General features: G+C 46.9%; 15 protein-coding genes. 9 read left to right on the top strand and 6 right to left on the bottom strand.

The annotated features are described in order from the left end of the window. Positions 1 to 14: 14 nt before the first annotated feature. The 7 genes from NST33_RS05820 to NST33_RS05850 all read left to right on the top strand — a co-directional run bounded on the left by NST33_RS05820 (position 15) and on the right by NST33_RS05850 (position 9,668). A complete protein-coding gene (locus tag NST33_RS05820; protein WP_221819045.1) occupies positions 15 to 986 on the top strand; it encodes an ABC transporter permease subunit in 972 nt (323 codons plus the stop codon). A gap of 15 nt (positions 987 to 1,001) precedes the next feature. Further along, entirely contained in the window at positions 1,002 to 1,910 is a 909-nt protein-coding gene (locus NST33_RS05825; protein WP_036668765.1) for a carbohydrate ABC transporter permease, read from the top strand. Between the two features lie 41 nt (positions 1,911 to 1,951). After that, positions 1,952 to 3,547, top strand: a complete 1,596-nt coding sequence (locus tag NST33_RS05830) for an extracellular solute-binding protein (RefSeq protein WP_221819046.1) — start codon at positions 1,952 to 1,954, stop codon at positions 3,545 to 3,547. Positions 3,548 to 3,596: 49 nt separating this feature from the next. Then, the gene (locus tag NST33_RS05835; RefSeq protein ID WP_221819047.1) at positions 3,597 to 4,883 is read left to right on the top strand and encodes an alpha-L-fucosidase; all 1,287 of its coding nucleotides are present in this window, start codon (positions 3,597 to 3,599) and stop codon (positions 4,881 to 4,883) included. Positions 4,884 to 4,946: 63 nt separating this feature from the next. Further along, the gene (locus NST33_RS05840) at positions 4,947 to 5,969 is read left to right on the top strand and encodes a carbohydrate-binding family 9-like protein (RefSeq protein ID WP_221819048.1); all 1,023 of its coding nucleotides are present in this window, start codon (positions 4,947 to 4,949) and stop codon (positions 5,967 to 5,969) included. A gap of 7 nt (positions 5,970 to 5,976) precedes the next feature. Next, positions 5,977 to 8,610 carry a transglutaminase domain-containing protein gene (locus NST33_RS05845; protein WP_221819049.1) on the top strand — a complete coding sequence of 878 codons (2,634 nt, stop codon included), beginning with the start codon at positions 5,977 to 5,979 and terminating at the stop codon, positions 8,608 to 8,610. A 5-nt stretch (positions 8,611 to 8,615) separates the two neighbouring features. Beyond that, positions 8,616 to 9,668, top strand: a complete 1,053-nt coding sequence (locus tag NST33_RS05850; protein ID WP_221819050.1) for a glycoside hydrolase family 18 protein — start codon at positions 8,616 to 8,618, stop codon at positions 9,666 to 9,668. Positions 9,669 to 9,819: 151 nt separating this feature from the next. Here NST33_RS05850 and NST33_RS05855 read toward each other — a convergent pair whose 3' ends face one another. Then, a complete protein-coding gene (locus NST33_RS05855; protein ID WP_221819051.1) occupies positions 9,820 to 12,120 on the bottom strand; it encodes a helix-turn-helix domain-containing protein in 2,301 nt (766 codons plus the stop codon). Between the two features lie 317 nt (positions 12,121 to 12,437). After that, the gene (locus NST33_RS05860; RefSeq protein WP_221819317.1) at positions 12,438 to 13,952 is read right to left on the bottom strand and encodes a glycoside hydrolase family 43 protein; all 1,515 of its coding nucleotides are present in this window, start codon (positions 13,950 to 13,952) and stop codon (positions 12,438 to 12,440) included. A gap of 171 nt (positions 13,953 to 14,123) precedes the next feature. Between NST33_RS05860 and NST33_RS05865 the strand changes: the two genes are divergently transcribed. Continuing rightward, complete coding sequence (locus NST33_RS05865; RefSeq protein WP_221819052.1) at positions 14,124 to 14,990, top strand: helix-turn-helix domain-containing protein; 867 nt, start codon at positions 14,124 to 14,126, stop codon at positions 14,988 to 14,990. Between the two features lie 71 nt (positions 14,991 to 15,061). Here the strand turns inward: NST33_RS05865 and NST33_RS05870 are convergent, their stop codons facing one another. The 4 genes from NST33_RS05870 to NST33_RS05885 form a co-directional block, all read right to left on the bottom strand. Then, entirely contained in the window at positions 15,062 to 15,631 is a 570-nt protein-coding gene (locus NST33_RS05870) for a YdeI/OmpD-associated family protein (RefSeq protein WP_221819053.1), read from the bottom strand. Between the two features lie 11 nt (positions 15,632 to 15,642). Further along, positions 15,643 to 16,152, bottom strand: coding sequence for a DinB family protein (locus NST33_RS05875; protein WP_221819054.1), 510 nt, complete (start codon positions 16,150 to 16,152; stop codon positions 15,643 to 15,645). An 83-nt stretch (positions 16,153 to 16,235) separates the two neighbouring features. After that, positions 16,236 to 17,153 carry a YafY family protein gene (locus NST33_RS05880; RefSeq protein ID WP_221819055.1) on the bottom strand — a complete coding sequence of 306 codons (918 nt, stop codon included), beginning with the start codon at positions 17,151 to 17,153 and terminating at the stop codon, positions 16,236 to 16,238. Positions 17,154 to 17,427: 274 nt separating this feature from the next. After that, on the bottom strand, positions 17,428 to 18,345 hold the full coding sequence (locus tag NST33_RS05885; protein WP_017690213.1) for a winged helix-turn-helix transcriptional regulator: 918 nt from the start codon (positions 18,343 to 18,345) through the stop codon (positions 17,428 to 17,430). A gap of 394 nt (positions 18,346 to 18,739) precedes the next feature. Between NST33_RS05885 and NST33_RS05890 the strand changes: the two genes are divergently transcribed. Next, complete coding sequence (locus tag NST33_RS05890) at positions 18,740 to 19,654, top strand: glycoside hydrolase family 43 protein (protein ID WP_313771418.1); 915 nt, start codon at positions 18,740 to 18,742, stop codon at positions 19,652 to 19,654. The last annotated feature ends 63 nt before the right edge of the window (positions 19,655 to 19,717 follow it).

Raw genomic sequence — 19,717 nt, forward strand, 5'->3', positions numbered from 1 at the left:
GGAGGAAACAACTGATGCAGCTAAATGGGGAGTCTCCCTCGACGCAAAACTTAGCGGTAAACACGATTCCGAACAGCAAGAAAAATAAATTATGGAGAAGGACGATTCGGAACTGGGAGTTGTATCTGTTTATCGCGCCAGCCTTTCTATACTTTCTGATATTCCATTATGGTCCGATGTACGGCATACAAATTGCATTCAAAAACTTTATTCCAACGCTTGGTGTCACAGGAAGCCCATGGGTCGGATTCGATCATTTCATCCGTTTCTTCAATTCGTATTATTTCTGGGATTTACTATGGAATACTCTTAGCATCAGCTTGTATGAGTTGGCCATAGGTTTTCCGCTGCCAATCATTCTTGCGTTAGCGTTCAATGAAGTAAAGGACTCCTTTTTCAAACGTACCGTACAGACCGTCACGTATGCACCGCATTTTATTTCGGTCGTTGTCATGTCGGGGATGATCATTACCTTTTTATCACCATCGTCAGGCATGATTGTCAATTTGGTACAGGCCCTTGGATTTCAGTCACCTCAATTCCTGACGGACCCTGCGTGGTTCAAGACAGTGTATGTTCTGTCGGGAGTCTGGCAAAGTGCAGGCTGGGGCACCATTATATACCTTGCCGCTCTATCGGGTGTGGACCCGCAACTGCATGAAGCGGCTGTGGTAGATGGTGCGAGCCGGTTTAAACGGATTTTGCATATTAACATTCCAGCGATCATCCCTACGATCACCATCTTGTTAATTCTGAATATGGGCAGTATTCTGGGCGTCGGATTCGAGAAAATCCTGCTGCTGCAAAATCCGCTGAACATGGGCTCGTCCGATGTCATCTCAACATTTGTCTATCGGTCCGGTCTGGTCGATGCGCAGTACAGTTTCTCTACGGCGGTGGGATTGTTCAACTCCGTAGTGAATGCGATTCTGCTTATTACCGTGAATCAGATTGCACGCCGCACCAGTGAAAACAGCCTGTGGTAAAAGGAGGGAATACACATGTCATCCGCTGTGAAAGAAAGCAGAAGTGATAAATTGTTCTTATTGTGCAATTACATCTATCTGACGGTAGCGCTCGTCATTGTGCTGTATCCGCTGTTATACATCATCAGTGCTTCAATCAGTGATCCCAAATATGTAGCCTCCGGTGAGATGTGGCTACTTCCAAAAGGGATTACGTTTGAAGGTTACGCCCGGGTATTTGAGAACACCAACATCTGGATTGGGTACAAAAATACGATTATCTATACCGTTGTAGGCACCATCGTTAACCTGATTGTTACACTACCCGCAGCCTATGCGCTCAGCCGCTCGGACTTTGTGGGACGCGGATTCTTCATGGCGATGTTTATGGTAACGATGTTCTTCGGCGGAGGGCTTGTCCCAAGTTACCTGCTGGTTAAGGATCTTGGTATGGTGAACAGCATGTGGGCACTTATACTGCCAGGAGCTGCATCCATCTGGAATATTATCGTTTGCCGGACGTTCTTCCAATCGACCATTCCCAAGGAGCTGCAGGAAGCGGCGCATATTGATGGGTGTACCAACACGCGGTTGTTCATCAAAATCGTGCTTCCGCTTTCTATGCCAATCATTGCAGTGATGGCACTCTTCTACGGAGTTGGACACTGGAACAGCTACTTCAGTGCCATGATCTATCTGAATGATTCCTCCAAGTACCCGCTGCAGCTCTTTCTGCGCCAGATTCTGGTGCTTCAGGAAATGGCGGCTCAAGGGGGAGGCGCTATCGATACGTCTTCAGCAACGGCGATGAATACCAAAGCGGAGATCGCTGCGCTGGTTAAATATGCCGTCATTATTGTTGCCACCCTTCCGGTTATTGCAGTCTATCCGTTCCTACAGCGTTACTTTGTGCAGGGTGTTATGATCGGTTCCGTTAAGGGATGATCTTAATCCATATACCACATTAAACAAGGGGAGTTGTTGTCATGAAAAAGCTTCGCAAGGCTTCATCCATTACACTCTGTCTCACCTTATTAGCAACATTGCTTGCAGCTTGTGGTTCAACCAATGAAGACGGAAGCACAACCTCTAATGTTGAAGGGGTCAAAAAAGAAGGCTTCCCGATTGTAGACGAAACGCTAACGTTAAAGGTTATGTCTCAGGATGCGGGTGTGGCTGACTGGAGCACGATGCCTGTGCTGCAAGAAATGGAGAAACTGTCGGGCATCAAGCTGGAGTACCAGCTCTCACCAATCGACAGCTTTGAAACGAAGAAAAATCTGGTTTTCGCGAGCGGGGACTTGCCAGATATGTTCTATGCTGCGGACCTCAAGCCAGCTGAGCAGGTGACTTATGGTAGCCAGGGCATTCTGATTCCGTTGGAAAAATACATTGACGAAGGTTACGCCCCAAATATCAAAAAGATTCTCGATGAGAACCCGGATGTTCGTAAATCATTTACAACGCCTGACGGGCATATGTATGCACTCCCATTCATTGATAAAGCGGCCGTGTGGTATAGAGGCCCAATGTGGTACAACGGGGAATTCTTGAAGGCACTTAACGTAGAAGAGCCCAAAACTACTGAAGAATTGTATACGTATCTTAAGCGTGTAAAAGAAGAAGACCCTAATGGCAATGGCCAGCAAGATGAAATACCGCTTACTTCTGTAAAACTGGATGATCTTCGCATGTTTTTCTTCGGCTTCTGGGGAATGTACAACGAAGGCATCTATTCCGATAAGGACGGAAAAGTTCACTATCCTTATCAAGAAGAAGGTTACAAAGGTTATCTGACATTCATGAACCGCTTGTGGAAGGAAGACTTGCTGGATCATGAGACCTTCTCTCAAACAGGTGATCAGAAAAAAGCTAAAGGTGAGAGCAACAAACTTGCACTGTTCAACGATTACCATCCATACTTCACGCTTGGTGGTGAACCTAGCACGGATCATCCGCTGATGACGCCAGTAAAAAGCGAGATTGCAGACTCTCCGGTGTACGGCAAGCATCCGGGCATGTCGGCTCGCGGTACCTTTGCTATTACAAGCAGCAACCCGTCACCCGAGGCGACGATGCGATGGATTGATTATTTATACAGCTATGAAGGTGCGACCCTGTTCAATCAAGGTCCGGAAGGTGTGCTGTGGAAATTCAAAGACAAGGAAAATCACGTGAAAGAGTGGCTCCCCGTTCCTGGCGGCGGTGATCGTGAGGAATACCGGGGTAAAATCACGCCGAACTTTGGTATCTTGACACCGGGTATTAATGATCCGGATGTAGCGAAGGGTCTTCGCACCGAATTTGATGAGTGGATTGACCAGCAAAATCAAGAGAAGTTGGTCCCTATCGGAAAAGCACCATTTCCTAACGTTTATCTGACGAATGAAGAGCAAAGCGAAGCAACCGCTCTATTGTCTGACCTGGATACGTACGTCAAACAGATGGAAGCGAAGTTTGTGACCGGCCAGGAACCACTTGAGAACTGGGATAAGTACATTGCACAGATGAAGAAAATGGGCAGTGACCGTATCATCGAACTGTATCAGGGGGCATATGACCGCTGGAATACTGGAGAATGACCTAAAGATTTTTCACAGATAAGGACTCTCGAAAGAGGTGTGGACAGCTATGCAGAAATGGTTTGAAGAAGCCAAACTGGGGATATTCATCCACTATGGCATCTATGCGGTGGACGGGGTTGCGGAATCCTGGTCCTTCTATAATGGCAGGATATCCTATGAAGAATATATGAAACAGTTGGATGGTTTTACGGCATCGGAATTTAATGCGGAGAAGTGGGCGGACTTGATTGAGAAGTCTGGTGCCCGTTATGCCGTATTAACAACGAAGCATCATGATGGCGTTGCTCTATGGGATACGCAATATAGCGATCTCAATGTTGTCAAACAGACACCAGCGAATCGTGACATTGTGAAGGAATATGCGGAAGCGATTCGGGAAAAGGGCATTCATCTGGGGATGTATTACTCGCTGATTGATTGGTCACACCCGGATTATCCTAGCGTGTATGAAGGTGGAAAAGTACCCGAGGATCTCAGCAGAGTCAACCGGCATTCAAGTCCTGTGGACGGCGTTCAGGATCAGGTAAAGTGGCAGAAGTTCCTGCAATTCAATAACCACCAACTGGGAGAGATTTTAACAAATTACGGAAAGGTGGATCTGCTGTGGTTTGATGGGGACTGGGAACGGAGCGCCCAGCAGTGGAATCTGCCGGAGTTCAAGCATTACCTGCAATCTTTCAATCCGGATATTATCATTAACTCCCGTCTGCAGGGTTATGGGGATTACAAAACGCCTGAGCAAGGCATTCCGATCACAAGACCGGAGGGACCCTGGGAATTCTGCACCACGATCAACACATCATGGGGTTATGTGCCAACCGATCATAAATACAAATCGTTAAATCAGATCATTCGAATGTTCTGTGACTGCATTTCGATGGGCGGTAATATGTTGCTGGATATCGGTCCGCGTGAAGATGGCACCATCGATCAGAGGCAGGAGGACATTCTGCTTGGGCTGGGAGCATGTATCCGAACCCATGAAGAGGCCGTCTTTGGTACGGGCGAAGGCATTATGCCCCGCTATTATCTGGGGGGAAGCACCGTATCCGAGGATCGAAAGACGCTGTACCTGTTTGTGTATGACGATCCAAAAGAGAATGTGTGCATCAAGGGTCTCTGCAATCCGATCAAGAAAATTACCGTGCTGCATTCGGGCAAAGAGCTGAATCATGAGATTCATGGGGGCGTGCCTTGGTTCAATATCCCGGGGACAACGTGGATCAAGATGACCCCGGAGGACACGCATGAACAGGTGACCGTTCTTAAGCTCGAATTTGATGAGGAGCTGGAAATGTACGGCGGCTCTGGAGCCGTTGTCACCCATAACTAACCATTACGGGGAGGGCATGTGCTGGTAGATGCATGCCCTCCCTTACGAATTGGAGAGAGTGACATGAACAGAAGTGGAGTGCCAGAACCCAGGATTGAGTATGCTCCCAAACATTATATATGCAAGCGTGCGCAGGAACCGTTGGTGTTAGACGGTCGTGTGGATAAGGCATTTTGGAATGCGGCTCATTGGACGGATGATTTCGTTGATATCGAAGGGGATCTTCGTCCGAAGCCAGAGAAACAGACACGGGTAAAAATGCTGTGGGATGACGACTATTTCTATTTTGCTGCCGAGCTGATTGAAGATCAGATCTGGGCTACCCTGACTGAACGTGATTCCGTTATTTTTTATGACAATGACTTCGAAATTTTTATCGATCCCGACGGGGATTCCCATCAATATTATGAGTTCGAGATCAATGCGCTCAATACGGTATGGGACCTGTTATTAGTGAAGCCTTATCGGGATGGTGGGCCTCCGGTTAACGGTTGGGATATCAGCGGTCTCAAGACGGCCGTATATATCGATGGGGAACTGAACAGACCTGATGCAGAGAACCGGAAATGGAGCGTGGAAGTTGCGATTCCCTGGGCCAGTCTAAAGGAATGTGCCGAAGGAAACCGTCCACCTGCGCCGGGTGAGTTCTGGCGTGTCAACTTCTCGCGTGTGGAGTGGCAAACCGAGGTACAGGACGGTGAGTACCGCAAGGTGTTGAATCCAGATACGGGTAAACCTTATCCGGAGGACAACTGGGTGTGGTCACCTATGGGCATCATCAATATGCATTACCCGGAGTTGTGGGGTTATGTTGTATTCTCGGATGACGGAACGGATCATTCGTTTGAGTTGACGGAAGACGAACGAATCAAATGGGAGCTTCGTAAGCTCTATTACCGTGAACGCAATTATTATGAAACCCATGGTGAATTTACACAGGATGTGAAGCTGCTTATGGGTGAGGAATCGTGGAGCTGTGAGCCTGTTATTGAAACGACTCGCAGCCTGTTCCAGATTACTGCGCCTTCCGCGGATGGCACGGCCTTGATCTGTATTCGGGAAGACGGAAAGCTGTGGAAGGAGTGAGAACGCAATGACCAGCCAAACCTTGGTGTTTTCCCTTGATGCACAGTCATTGGAGAGGATTGAGCAGAAGTTCCAGGAGAAGGTACGTTTTGCAGAGGCCCGCAAATCGGAATTGTTTCATGTTTTTCAGCAGGAGCTAACGCAAGAAGAGACATGGGCACTGAAGTATGTCTATGCCTATATGCCGGTAAACGACATGGCTGATTATAACGGGGCCTTGTTCTTGAGCCATGTGCGCCAGGCTTTGGACACCCGCAAACGTGTGCCTTGGGGAGAACGCGTTCCTGATCATTTGTTCCTTCATTTTGTACTGCCTTATCGCATAAATACGGAGAATATTGAAGATTTCCGCGGTTTGATATATGACGAATTAGCCGAGCGGACAGCGAAGTTATCCATGGCGGATGCCATTCTAGAGACCAATTACTGGTGTCATGAGAAAGCGACCTATATTGGCAGCGATCTGCGTACGATATCACCGCTGACGATGATCCGGAATGCTCGTGGTCGATGCGGCGAAGAATCCACGCTGGCGGTGGCCGCTCTTCGCAGCATTGGCATACCCGCCCGTCAGGTCTACACACCGCGCTGGGCTCACTGTGACAGTAACCATGCTTGGGTAGAAGCCTGGGCAGATGGTCAATGGTATTACATCGGGGCATGCGAGCCTGAAGCCCGTCTGAACCAAGGGTGGTTCAGTCCGCCAGCCCGCAGGGCCATGCTGATTAATACGAGGATCTATGCCGACTATCCCGGACCGGAGGATATAACGCTCTCCGAGAAGGGATTTACGGAAATTAATTTGCTTGAGAACTATGCGCCCACACGCAACATTTATGTGAAGGTGAAAAATGAACAGGGAGAGCCTGTACTCGGCGCGAGTGTCCGTTTTGAGCTGTACAATACCGCTGAATTCTATCCGATTGCCGAAATCAGGACGGACGCACAAGGGGAAGCTGCTTTTAAGACAGGCTATGGCGAACTTTTGATTCGTGCGGTCAGCGGCGGCAAGTGGAGTGAAATCCTATACAAGGCTCAGGACAGCGATCATGTTGAGCTAGTGTTGAACTCGTCAGAGCAGCCATCAGGGATCGTGGATTTTGATATGGTTCCCCCTCCGGAAGGGGAGGGAGAAGTAGTGACTGCATTACCGGAAGAGAAGATCCGGGATCACAACCGCCGCCTGGAGGAAGGCACGAAGATTCGGAGTGGATATGAGGGTACATTCCTGAGTGAGGAAGAGGCGTTTGCTTTGGCTCGTTCGGCTGGACTGCCTTCGGAACGGGTATGGGACATTCTACGGAAGGCACGAGGGAACAGTCGCGAAATCGCAGCTTTTCTGGAGGAACGTTCCAATGCATATGGTGAGTGGCCGCTCCGGTTGTTGGAGTCGATGAATGAAAAAGATTTAATGGATACCTTTCGTCAGACGCTGGACGATCATCTGATCGGTGCGCTCTCGCAGCAAGGGTCATGGGCGGAAGATACGTTCGTGAGATACATCCTGTGTCCGCGGATCTCCTATGAGATGCTGGTCCCTTATCGGGGTGTATTCCAGAATGCCTTTTCGGCAGATGAAGCGGCAACTTTCAGGGAGAATCCCTCGCTAATTGCCCAAATACTGGAACAGCAGTATGAATACTATGAAGATCTTCCCAATCTAAAAGGCAAAGGGAATCCAATAGGGACGTATAGTCTAATGAAGGGAGACTCTCAGTCGCTGGATATTTTGTTTGTGGCTGTATGTCGCAGTTTGGGTATTCCGGCCCGATTACATCCGAGCGCACAGAAACCACAGTATCTAAGTGACAGAGGCTGGGAGGATGCAGTATTTAGTCTCACCTCACCTCTAACTCAGGAGAGCAGAAGCTGGGGAATGCTCCAACTTCATTGGGATATAAAAGCTCCACAGGACACACCTGCAGCATCTTATTTCGAAAACTTCTCGTTTGCCCGTCTGAAAGATGGCATCTACACGACATTGATTTATCCTTATGGCAGTACGGATGTCTATAGTGAGCCATATGAGGTTGAGGCAGGCGCTTATCGCTTAACGACAGGCGTTAGGCTGAAAGATGGAACGGCTAAAGTACGCTTTATTTACTTTACCGTGAGCGCCGGAGATACCACTGAGGTTGTATTATCTTATCGCGAGAATGAGGTTGATATTCCTGTACTGGGTAAACTGGTACCAGAAAGTATTCTGACCCGTCTGGATGGCTCAGAGGTAGAACTGGAGGAACTTCTGGGATCGGAGGGTGCCATTGCTGCCTGGATTGAACCGGAGCGGGAACCGACCAAACATCTGATTCGTGAACTGTGCGAGCTGGCAGAGCCGCTGGATAAGCTGGGTATACCAATCGTACTCATAATCGGAGATGCAGAATGGAACGCTGCCTTTGACCCTGCTGGTTATCCAAAGCTGCCTGTACGTACGGTTTTTGTACGAGATTCCAGTTATGCTTCCTTGTCCGGCTTCAATTCGAAGCCTGCAGCTCACGAAGCGGGTTATCCACATCTATTTGTACTGGATACTCAGCATCAAATCCGTTATACGGCTTCCGGTTACAAGATCGGTACGGGAAAGGAAGCCTTGCAGATAGCTGCTGCGATATCTCAATCATCGAACGGATTGGAGTGAAGAGAGTGACCAAATATATTGCTGCGGGTTATGCTGTTGATTCAGTTCTCCCCGATATGGCACATGAGGATCTGTCGAAGTTAACACATCTGAACGTAGCCTTCGGACATGTCAAAAATGATGCAATCACCACCGAGCATTTAAAAAACGGCCATGTGATCCGGAACATCAAGCGGGAGCATCCGAATCTTACAGTGCTGTTGTCTGTTGGCGGATGGAGTGCTGGCGGTTTCTCAGAGGCCGCCTCAACTCAAGTGGGGAGGGACACCATGGCCGCATCGGCAGTCCGGGTGTTGGAGGAATACCCTTTTGACGGGATTGATCTGGACTGGGAGTATCCTTGTTATGGTGAAGCTGGTATCGCATCCAGTCCTGATGATAAACGGAATTTCACCTTGCTACTCAAGACAATTCGGGAGTCACTGGATGCCAAGGGAGCCGAGGATAGCCGTCATTATCTGCTCACCATTGCGGCAGGGGCTGATCAATACTACGTTGATGGTACAGAGATGGCCGAGGTGCAGCAGTACCTGGACTATGTTCAGTTGATGACCTATGATATGCGTGGCGGTTTTCAGGTTCTGACCGGACACCATACGAATCTGTACACGCCAACAGGAGATCTGTTTCGAATTAGTACGGATGCTTCCGTGAACCTGTTTGTTCGCGCTGGTGTCCCGAAGGAGAAAATTGTGATCGGAGCTGCGTTCTATTCCCGGATCTGGAATGAGGTTCCTGACCAAAACCACGGGCTCCATCAAATGGCTGGTAGCACAGGCGGCTACGGTCCGTCATTTGCAGAGCTGGAAGCGAAGTACATCAACAAGAATGGATACATCCGTTATTGGGATGAGGAAGCCTGTGCACCGTTTCTGTTTAATGGGTCCAGCCTCATATCTTATGATGATGAAGAATCGATCCATTGCAAATGTGATTACGTAAAGGAACAAGGTCTGGCCGGAATCATGTTCTGGGAGTACGGTTGTGATCCTACTCACCGTTTGCTGGGTGCAGTGCATCAAGGGCTGAAGGATCTTCCGGTTGGGAAAATCGGATAAGGCCGCCGGCCGCGACGAATCAGATTATGTCTACGGACTAAAAACATACGAAGGGGCCGTCCTATACGTTATGAGCATGACGTATAGGACGGCCCCTTGTTTGCGTTAGTTCGGTCTAATGAATCAGGCACATGTTAGACGATGTCTCCCTTTATCCAATACATTCCTCGTCGTCATCATCAGGGGAATCGGCGGAGCCGTTGGGACGGTGCATTTTACGGTATTGCCCTGGGGTATAACCCGTCTCTTTTTTGAATTTGCGGATGAAGTTTGGTGTATCCAGGTAACCGACACGCGTGATGATATCTTTTAACGGATCGGTAGTATGCAGCAGTAGTCGAATGACCTCATCCATCCGTTTCTGCCAGATATATTGGGTAAAGTTCATGCCGATCTTTTCTTTGAAAGAACGACTGAAATAGGATGAAGAGATCGTGAACTTTGATGAAATCGTACCCAGACTGAGATCATAATCAGAGAAATTGGCATCGATATAAGCAACGATTTCATCCATAAGAGAGCTTTCTTCCGTCTCACTCTTCGCCTCGACATGGGCGCAGATTTCGGCGGCAAGGCCTGTCAGTTTTTTCTCCAAGTCCTCCAACGAGTCGTAGGAAGTGATCCTTGGAAGTTGATCAACCACATGATGGATTCCAAGCTCCGAAGCGGTTTTGAGCATTGTATTCAGAATATCAAAGCAGATGCAACGCAGCAGCGGTACAGATGGTATTTCGGATTTCAGGGTATTCAATGCAGTTGACACCATCTGAACCGCCACATCATAGCTGCCTTGTTTCAAGCTCTGAACCAGCTTCAACAATACATCCTTGGGGACCCAGAAGGAAGAATCCTGTACACCGGAACCGGAAAGGTCGTTAAAGTATGTACTGCTTCCCTGTCCATGCAGCATCGATGCTTCCAGAGCGGTCGAGGCTTCGATGTAGGACTGATTCAGCTGTTTCGGATAAGTGTACTGATTGCCTATCCCGATTGCGGGCGCGACCCTGGTGTGATCTGTCACCATCCATTGCAGTTTTTCAACAATAGGCTCCATACGGGCATTTAGGCTACCTTCATGCTCTATTTCGGCATCAAATCCTATGATAAGGGCCAATTGGTTTGCCTGTGGCTGCTCCACGCCGTAAGCATAAGCGGACAACTCCGGCAGCTCCACATCGTTCATCAGCTGCATGACAGTAGGTTGCTCGGGGTTATCACCGTTAGGAAAAGCATGCATTTCCCAGCCCATGATCATGACAAAATAATGGGATCGGTTAAAGCGTATGCCAAGCTTATCCGTAAACTCAGAGGGGAAATCTCCGGTGTGACCATGCTTCAGCAACATGAGCAAAATGTGATTGCGGGCATAGGGCTCCTGAAGATCTACACGCTGACTATAATCATGCAGTGTTTTCTTGATCCATTCCAGCTCGTTGGTGGTGGAAGATGGATCAGGATCATTCTTCAACCGAATGAACTCCATTAAGTCTGAAATCGGATGATACTGTCTCCGGGCCAACATAATGGCGAGGAACGTGCCCATCACCACCATGAAGGAGAAAACGAGAACAACAAAGGTGCGAATATGAACGATTCGGCTGAAAAATTGGTTGCTGGGCATAGCGGTCACATAAGTCCAACCCGCATCCGATTTAACAGATACAACCGAATGTGGTTCTTGATTTAAGGAGATGCTATGCGTCCCGGGTTCAAGAGTAAACAGAGCGTTAACTTCTTGCTCGGATATGATTTCTCCCTTGTAATTGGCCGCCAGTACTTGCCCGTAATTATCGAAAATATACGTCATCCCGTGATAGTCACTGAGGATGGAATCAATTAAGCCTGTCAGATTGGACTCGTGAATCAGGTACATGACGGTTCCATGGGCGGGTGTATTGTTAGGTGCAATCGGTACAAGATAGGCCAGCATGGAATTGGGTATTCTGGTTCCTTGGACGACCTGCTCCGCTGGACGTATCGTGGGGGACTGCACGTTATTCAAATCCCGGATCATGTCTGTTTTGTTCCACGTAGTAAATTTGTAGCGGCCAGTGAATACATCCAGATTCTCAGAACCTTGAGAAGAATAGATGTTATCATCTCCGCGGAAGAACAGGAATAACTCATCGATAATGGAACTGGTGGCTTTGTATTTGACCAATGCACCGATTGATTCCCGGCTATAGTACGGATGGTGGGTCCAATACCGCGTTAACTGCTCATCGTACGCGATGCGAAAAGCGATGTCCTGTAATTCCTTCATGCGATCATCGATGACGGTTTTGGCTTGAGTGAGCTGATTGACATTGGTCTGTTCAATCTCTGAACGGAGCGTGTTCACAGCGTTGTGATAAATAATGATGGTTAAAATAACAAGAGGGATAAGGAAAATGGAGATATAGGATAGTGTGTACTTAAGCAGAAGCTTGGACTTGAAGTGATTCCATTTCATATCTGCAACCTCCCGTTTTCTTTCGTGCTGCAGCGATAGCGCTCTCATATGGGCAGTGAAGGTATTGCCAGATGAGAGCTGCTGGGGTGTTCTTACTAAAAATACTAGGAGAACTTCTCTAATAAAGCAATGGAGAACTTTAATAAATTTCAGAGCAATTATCGAGAAAGATATAAAGATAGCAAAATCCCCTCAAAGTTCACTCATTTCCTTATGCTACCACACAAGGTTTTTCAAAGAGTATCTACTTTAAGGGGATATATTTGAGCTGATCATATATTATATTTTCTAATTATTGAGTATAGGAGTTAAAACGATTATTCTTCCAGAGGTTCATAGTCAAACAAATCGAAACTTGCAGGCGTACACTCCCCCGATGGAGCATAAGCGTACATGGCGATCATCACACCTGTGAAACCACTTGCCACTTCGGTAGATAACAGATGTGTTTCCCCTGAACCCACTTCGATGGCATCGGACGAACCTTGCTGGTAGAGGAACGTGAAGTTATTCCGGTCAGCCTTGATTTGTAATACAACCCGCCCCGTGTCACAGTCAAGCACCTGTTCGGTTCGCAGAGAGCCGACGGTTCGTCGCAATACGATTTTCTTCTGCCCATCGATCTGTGTTACAGCCAAATCGTAATGATATTTATCATTCATAAATAAGGTTAATCCGGCTTCTTCACCGCTCGCATTTGGCTCATAACGCAGCTCGGTAGCCATATTGCATAAGAAATGGCTCAATCGACGTCCAACAAAGGCTGGATTTTGTCCATCATCAAGTGAAACCGGGTTACCCCGCAGGATGAGTTGCCCGGGATTTTCTGTGAGCGTCCAACTATCCGGAGCCGGGTTTCGCAAGAAGATCCAGTTCATGTCCAATGTTGGTTCGTCAAAATGATCCCGGATAGCCTGAGGTGTCCAAGGGTGCTCAGGCAACGAAGGTTTGGACATCTCCGGCTCAATATGTCCGTCCACACCGATCATTGGCCAACCGTCATCTGTCCAAGTGACAGGTGCCAGGAAGGTTTCGCGTCCCAGATGGTGCCGCATGGGGTAACCTGCTGGACGAAGGCCCAGACATACGGCCCACCAGCTTCCATCCTGGATCTGGACAAGGTCTGCATGACCGGTTGCATGGATACTGGATTTCATGCTTCGATTGGATAGAATCGGATTATGAGGACACGGATCAAATGGTCCGTATGGATCTGTACTCCGAGCAATGGTCTCCATATGACCATACTCGGTTCCACCTTCGGCGATCATCAAATAGTAGAAGTCGTTTATTTTGTACAGGTGGGGGGCTTCGGGGGCTGCTCCTCCGGTTCCGTTCCAGATCAATCGGCTATTGGTTAGTTTGGCTCCTGTCTTGATGTCTATCTCACACTGATAGATGCCCTCGCCTTCATTTCCATTACAGGCTGTTTGGAAATACACACGACCATCTTCGTCAAATAGAAAAGAGGGATCTATACCATCTTGATCAACGAAGATGGGAGCAGACCATGGCCCTTCAGGTTGGATGCTGCGTACATAAAAATTTCCGCCGCCACTGACATTGGTTGTTGTCATATAGAACCAACCATCATGATACCTGAGTGTTGGGGCATAAATGCCGCCAGAGCTGCCTGCATTTGCTAAAGGAAGTTGTTCTGGGGTAGTAAGGACATGGCCGATCTGTCGCCAGTTCACAAGGTCTTTGCTGTGGAAGATGGGCACACCAGGGAAATATTCAAAGGTACTGGTTACCAGATAATAGTCTTCATCTACACGGCAGATACTCGGATCTGGATAAAACCCAGGAATCACCGGATTGGTATATTTTATCATGTTATGCTCCTATTCATTGTGAGAGTTTAGTATGAATCTGGACACATTGAAAATCCCTGCTACAAGGCGAATTATAACGCTTATAAGTATATGGAACCTTGATTTTTCGGTCCTGGAATAGCATGATATAGACATTCAACCCAACAATGTTCGTGGAGGGGAATGCTTTTGAGTAATGCATATTTGAGATGGTTTACTTCAGATCATCAACAATTTCCGTTTTTTATTCAGTACGGTGGACATGTTGAGGACATGGAACTTCATAATCATATGGATTTTACGGAACTTGTGATTGTACTGAATGGTCATGCAACTCATGTGGTGAACACCGAAGAATTTTTTATCAAAAAAGGAAACGCGTTTGTGATCAATGGCGACACCCATCATGCGTACAAAGACCCTCATGATTTTAGGATCTGTAATGTTATGTTCAGTCCCGAGATGCTTGCTTCGGCTGGGCCCGATCTGAGAAAATCTAACGGCTTCCAGGCGCTGTTTGTTTTGGAACCGATTTATCGTAATATTCACTCCTTTCCGAGTAAATTGGCGTTATCCATTTCCAGTCTGGAGTATGTAGAATCGCTGATATCGTTCATGATTGAGGAGTATCAGAGTAAACAGCAAGGGTATCAGACGATGTTGATCTCACGTCTTACGGAGATGGTTGTTTATTTGTCGAGGCAATATGATACACAGGAGAAAGGAATCGAAGGTAATAATCTGATGCATCTGGCAAATGCCATTTCATTTATTGAAGATCATTATCTTGAGCCACTGTCGCTGGAGGATATTGCGGGGAAGTCGAATATCTCAATAAGGCATCTGAATCGGATTTTTCGATCCTATTATCAGATGACCCCGATCTCTTATCTGCAAAAGTTGCGTCTGGAGAAGGCATGTCATTTGTTGAAAAACGGGAACCTGTCCATTACGGAAATTTCGTATGAATGCGGGTTTAACGACAGTAATTATTTTACCCGCCAGTTTAAGAAAGCCTTTGGCAAGTCTCCCAAAACATACAGACAGACTCATTAATACATGACTGAATATAAAACACCAAACAGGGCCTCCTCATATGGAGGTCCTGTATGCTGTCTCGGGTAAATTCAATAGTCCAAAAGCCGTCCATTGTCATGCCACAGACCGTACATTTTATTCTCCTTTGTGCTGGTTATGAACTTATCCAATCTGCTCTGTAATAATGCTGGCTGTTTCTTGACACTTTGGATCGTATCAATCCGAACGTTTTGATACAGGGCAGGGAAGGCCAAGAAGTTCGCATACACCTGTTGGTCCTCTTTCAGCCTTTGTTCGATGACGGCATCGATGATGAAAGCAGTCGGGTCCATCACAGGAAGAACCTTTCTACCTTCGTCATGCATTAAGCCCAACTTTTCAAGACGACGGACACGTTCCTTGTTCAATTCAGTCCAAGAGCTTCGTTTGCTTCGAGGAGATAATCTCTGTGCCAATTGGGTCTCGGATATTTTCTTTTTGACACCATCGATCCAGCCGAAGCATAGCGACTCCTCAACCACATCCAAGTACAGCAGGGTATCAGAAGTTGGTTTCATGCTTACAATGACCCAGCAAGATTGCTGGACTTTTCCGTGCTCCTGCAACCAATTTCTCAATTCTTCCCTCGATGTCACGGGGATACAATGTACATTTTCCATTCGATTGTCAACTATACTTGAGCCGGTTCCTGATACCAAAAGAGTGAATAGTCATTCATGATGGAGGCATGCCCCAATTGACGCAGCATGGTAGAAATATTGCCTCGATGATAGGTTCCGTGGTTAACCACATGGATTACCAATTCCGATAAGCTGGTTTCGCGAACTCCTGCAAATGGATTATCGAGTAGAATGGTTTGCTCCAGATCAGCTTGGCCTCGTAACCACTCACTGTATTGTGCCGACAGGTCGGTAAAACATTGGATGTACTCATTCACAGAACCGTGAATTTCACTATTAAGTGGTATGCATGCTTGCAGTGCCTCGGGCATCCCGGTGCCAGTTAACACCAGATACCACATCTTATCCACTGTATAGATATGGCTGAGTGCGTGAGCAATGGTTGGATATGAACTGTTCACTTCCTGACTCAGGACAGAAGAGGGAAGTTCCTTGATTCTGCCCAGGATGGTTTGGTTGGCCCATGCGTGGTAGTTATACATTTGTTCCGGATAATTCATTGATGATCGTCTCCTTTAATTTGGCGATGGATTGGATGAACTTACTGAGATGATTATAAAAAAAGAAGTATGACAACAGCGTGTCATACTTCTTCATAGAGCTTAAGTGCGTTTCGAAGTTGTTCTTTCAGAATGCCTCGTAATTCAATCGGTTCAAGTACCTCGGCGCCACTACCCAAACTAAGCAGAAACGACCATAACCACTTAGCTTGTAACGGCTGATGAACCGAGATACGCATCGTCATACTTCCATCCTCGTGAAATTGCTTATCTGCCTGTTGAAAATGATCCATGGCTTCCGCGAGCGCTTCCGGGTTCACCCGGAATACCACATCACTTACCTGATCTTGCCATGACGGATCTGACACAACCGTCTCTTGGGGAAGCTCAAGGTGGGGTTGGAAGTGTTCCGATGTCAGTTGCACGTTCATCATCCGGGACAGTCGGAACTCGCGATAATCCTGCCGTGTCTGGCAAAATCCATATACATACCAATTACGATATTTAAAATGGAGTCTTACCGGTTCCAGATGGCGGGGTGTATGTTCATTCTTAGTATTGATGTAGTCAAAACGGACAACCTGATGATCCGTAATACCTTTACGCAGATGAGGGAGGGCATCCGGTTCTGTTCGGCGAGTCTCCAGATCCACCGATAGACTTGAGGTTTGATGCTCCTGTCCAATCGTTTGCAGACGTTCAATCGTGCCTTGTGCACGTGCATCTTCGAATACTGTGGATAGACTGCTCAGGACCGTGATCAGGGAATTCACATCATAAGAACCGAGCAAGCTTTTATCCATCTTGTATCCGTCCATCATGCCGTAGCCGCCTTTGAGTCCCTGATGGGAGACGACCGGGAAGCCGGCGGCACAGATCACATCAATATCCCGATAGATCGTTCTTGGGGACACCTGAAACTCTTCTGCCAAGGTGGAAGCAGACAATACTTCGTGGTTCAGCAGTTTATATATGATTGAGATTAAGCGCTCCAATTTCAAAAGGTATCCCCGCCCGTTATTCCATTTTGTCATTACAGGCCATTATTATATCACGACACAGTGAACAAGATGGATGACTACAGAGGGTCATTATAATCTACTATGTTTTGTCCCAGCCTGAATGAACAAGGGATTGGTTGGGATGAAGCAACAAAAAAGAGTGCTGGATCGCACTCTTTACAAGGTACATTATTGTTGTGAAGAAGAACAGGTATCTTAGGTATCTTGGCAGTTCTGTTGAGCTTTTATTATGGGCATTTAGTCAGAGTAGGCTCTATTCCTCTTGCACGTTATAGAGAACCCGAGCGAGCAGATTCTGTCCATAGTTACCAAAGTTTTTGCCAAAGATCGTTAAACCGCGTTTGTTGAGAGGTCCATCGGTAACCGCAATACGGAAGTGAATATCGCTTTTGTAATCCAGCCCAATCTGGTCCAGCGTTACATCCGAGATACGACACCCATCAATATAGCTGCCTTCCTGCGTGATTCGGATCAGCTTCAGCATGCCGTACTGGTTCAAGTGGGGAGGCCACCATTCCGGGTTGAAGGTACCGCGTGTATTGCCAAAATCCCCTGGACTTGTCCAGCAGCCAATCTCAATCCCATTGACATAGAAGTAAATATCCGAAGGGTAATTGTCACAAAAACCAGGGGCCTCTGATCCCAGTTCCATCGACAATTGAATTTCGCTAAAGGACTGATTGGGTTTGAGATAGTTTGGAATTCGATATTCCAGATAACCTTCAGCCAGCCAGATCATCTCCGCATCAATTCGCAGTGGATCAGCAAAGTAACGCGGATCATCGAACTCTCCAACAATGCTGTCCCGGGTAGCGAGACCACATGTAGGTGCAGCCTGATAATCGCTGTAATGACCGACCTGTATTTCCACTTCATAACGATTGTTAATCTCCTGTGAACGCAGATCAACCATCAATTTTTCCTCATTGAGATAACATATCTTCTGAATTCCATGTTTGCCAACAGCGGTGTTGATCTCGATCAATCCGCTCTCTTCAAGTTTCTTGATATGCATCGTAATGGCGCCATTGCTCAATCCCAGCTTGGTTGCGAGATCATTGAGATTAAGGCTTTGGTTCTTGGCCAGAAGCTCGATGATCTGAATCCGGATTTCCGAACTGAGCGCTTTGAAGATATTCACACCCGACATCAGATCTTTAATATAAATCATAGGTGGATTTCCTTTCCCCGTTCTGAACAAAGTCTTCGACACAGACATTTGCACATTTATATGTTTTATTTCAGATAATTATAAATCATTCCCTCATGGAAGGGAAGGGTGGAGAAATAGAAGCCAAAACCCTTGTGTATAGCGCAAATACGAAAATATAATCTATATTTTGTTCACTATTCCGGTTAAAATAAGTGTTAATCAGTTCACATATATTTGAAATATACCATTGAAATGTCATGTAACCGCTTTTATAATCCTATTATACCTAAATTGATTCATTACTTCATGAACCTAATTAACCATTTGATCAGGAAAGGTGGAGTTTGGTTTGGAAAAGTTAAGCAATGTGAAGAGGTTTAAGTGGAAACGGTTGACGTTACCGGCATTACTTGTGGTGGTATTACTGCTGGCAGGTCAGTCAAAAGCTTTGGCTGCGTTCTGGAATCTGACCGGAGATACCGCTGTTCATGATCCGTCGATTATCAAAGAGGGCAGTTCGTGGTACACCTTTTCAACGGGTCCGGGCATTCAAGTATTGAAATCCGATAATGGATCGTCCTGGTATCGTGTTCCACAAATCTTCTTAAGTAAGCCATCCTGGTGGGCTTCTGCCGTTCCGGGACAAAGCGGATTGGATGTATGGGCACCGGATGTAGAGCAGTATAACGGAAAAGTATGGCTCTATTATTCGATCTCCACCTTTGGCTCCAATCGGTCTGCGATTGGTCTTGCTTCTGCGAACAGCATTGGAGCAGGGCAATGGAAGGACGAAGGATTGGTGCTTCAAACCACGACCGCCAATAATTATAATGCTATTGATCCGAATCTGGTCATTGATGCTTCAGGTAATCCATGGCTGGCCTTTGGTTCTTTCTGGAGCGGTCTGAAGATTGTCAAGCTGGACAAAAATACGATGAAACCAACGGGAAGTATAACTTCCATTGCTGCGCGCCCGAATAACGGAGGTGCTATTGAGGGACCAAGTATTGTATATCGTGGTGGTTATTATTACCTGTTTGCTTCCATTGATTCTTGCTGCCAAGGGGTGAACAGTACCTACAAAATGGTCTATGGACGTTCGACCAGTATTACAGGCCCTTATGTGGATAAAAACGGAGTGAATATGCTGAATGGCGGCGGAACGGTACTCGATACCGGCAATGTGAAATGGAAAGGGCCAGGTGGTCAGGACGTGTATAACGGGAATGTCATTGCACGACACGCCTATGATGCAGAGGATAATGGCAATCCGAAATTGTTGATTAATGACTTGTTGTGGGACGCTAATGGATGGCCGAAGTATTGATTTGTTTTAGATAAATATAAAATGTTTTATAAAAGTGTTGACTAAAGTGATCTGGATTTGATA

Source organism: Paenibacillus sp. FSL L8-0435, assembly GCF_037965655.1.
Taxonomy (GTDB): Bacteria; Bacillota; Bacilli; order Paenibacillales; family Paenibacillaceae; genus Paenibacillus.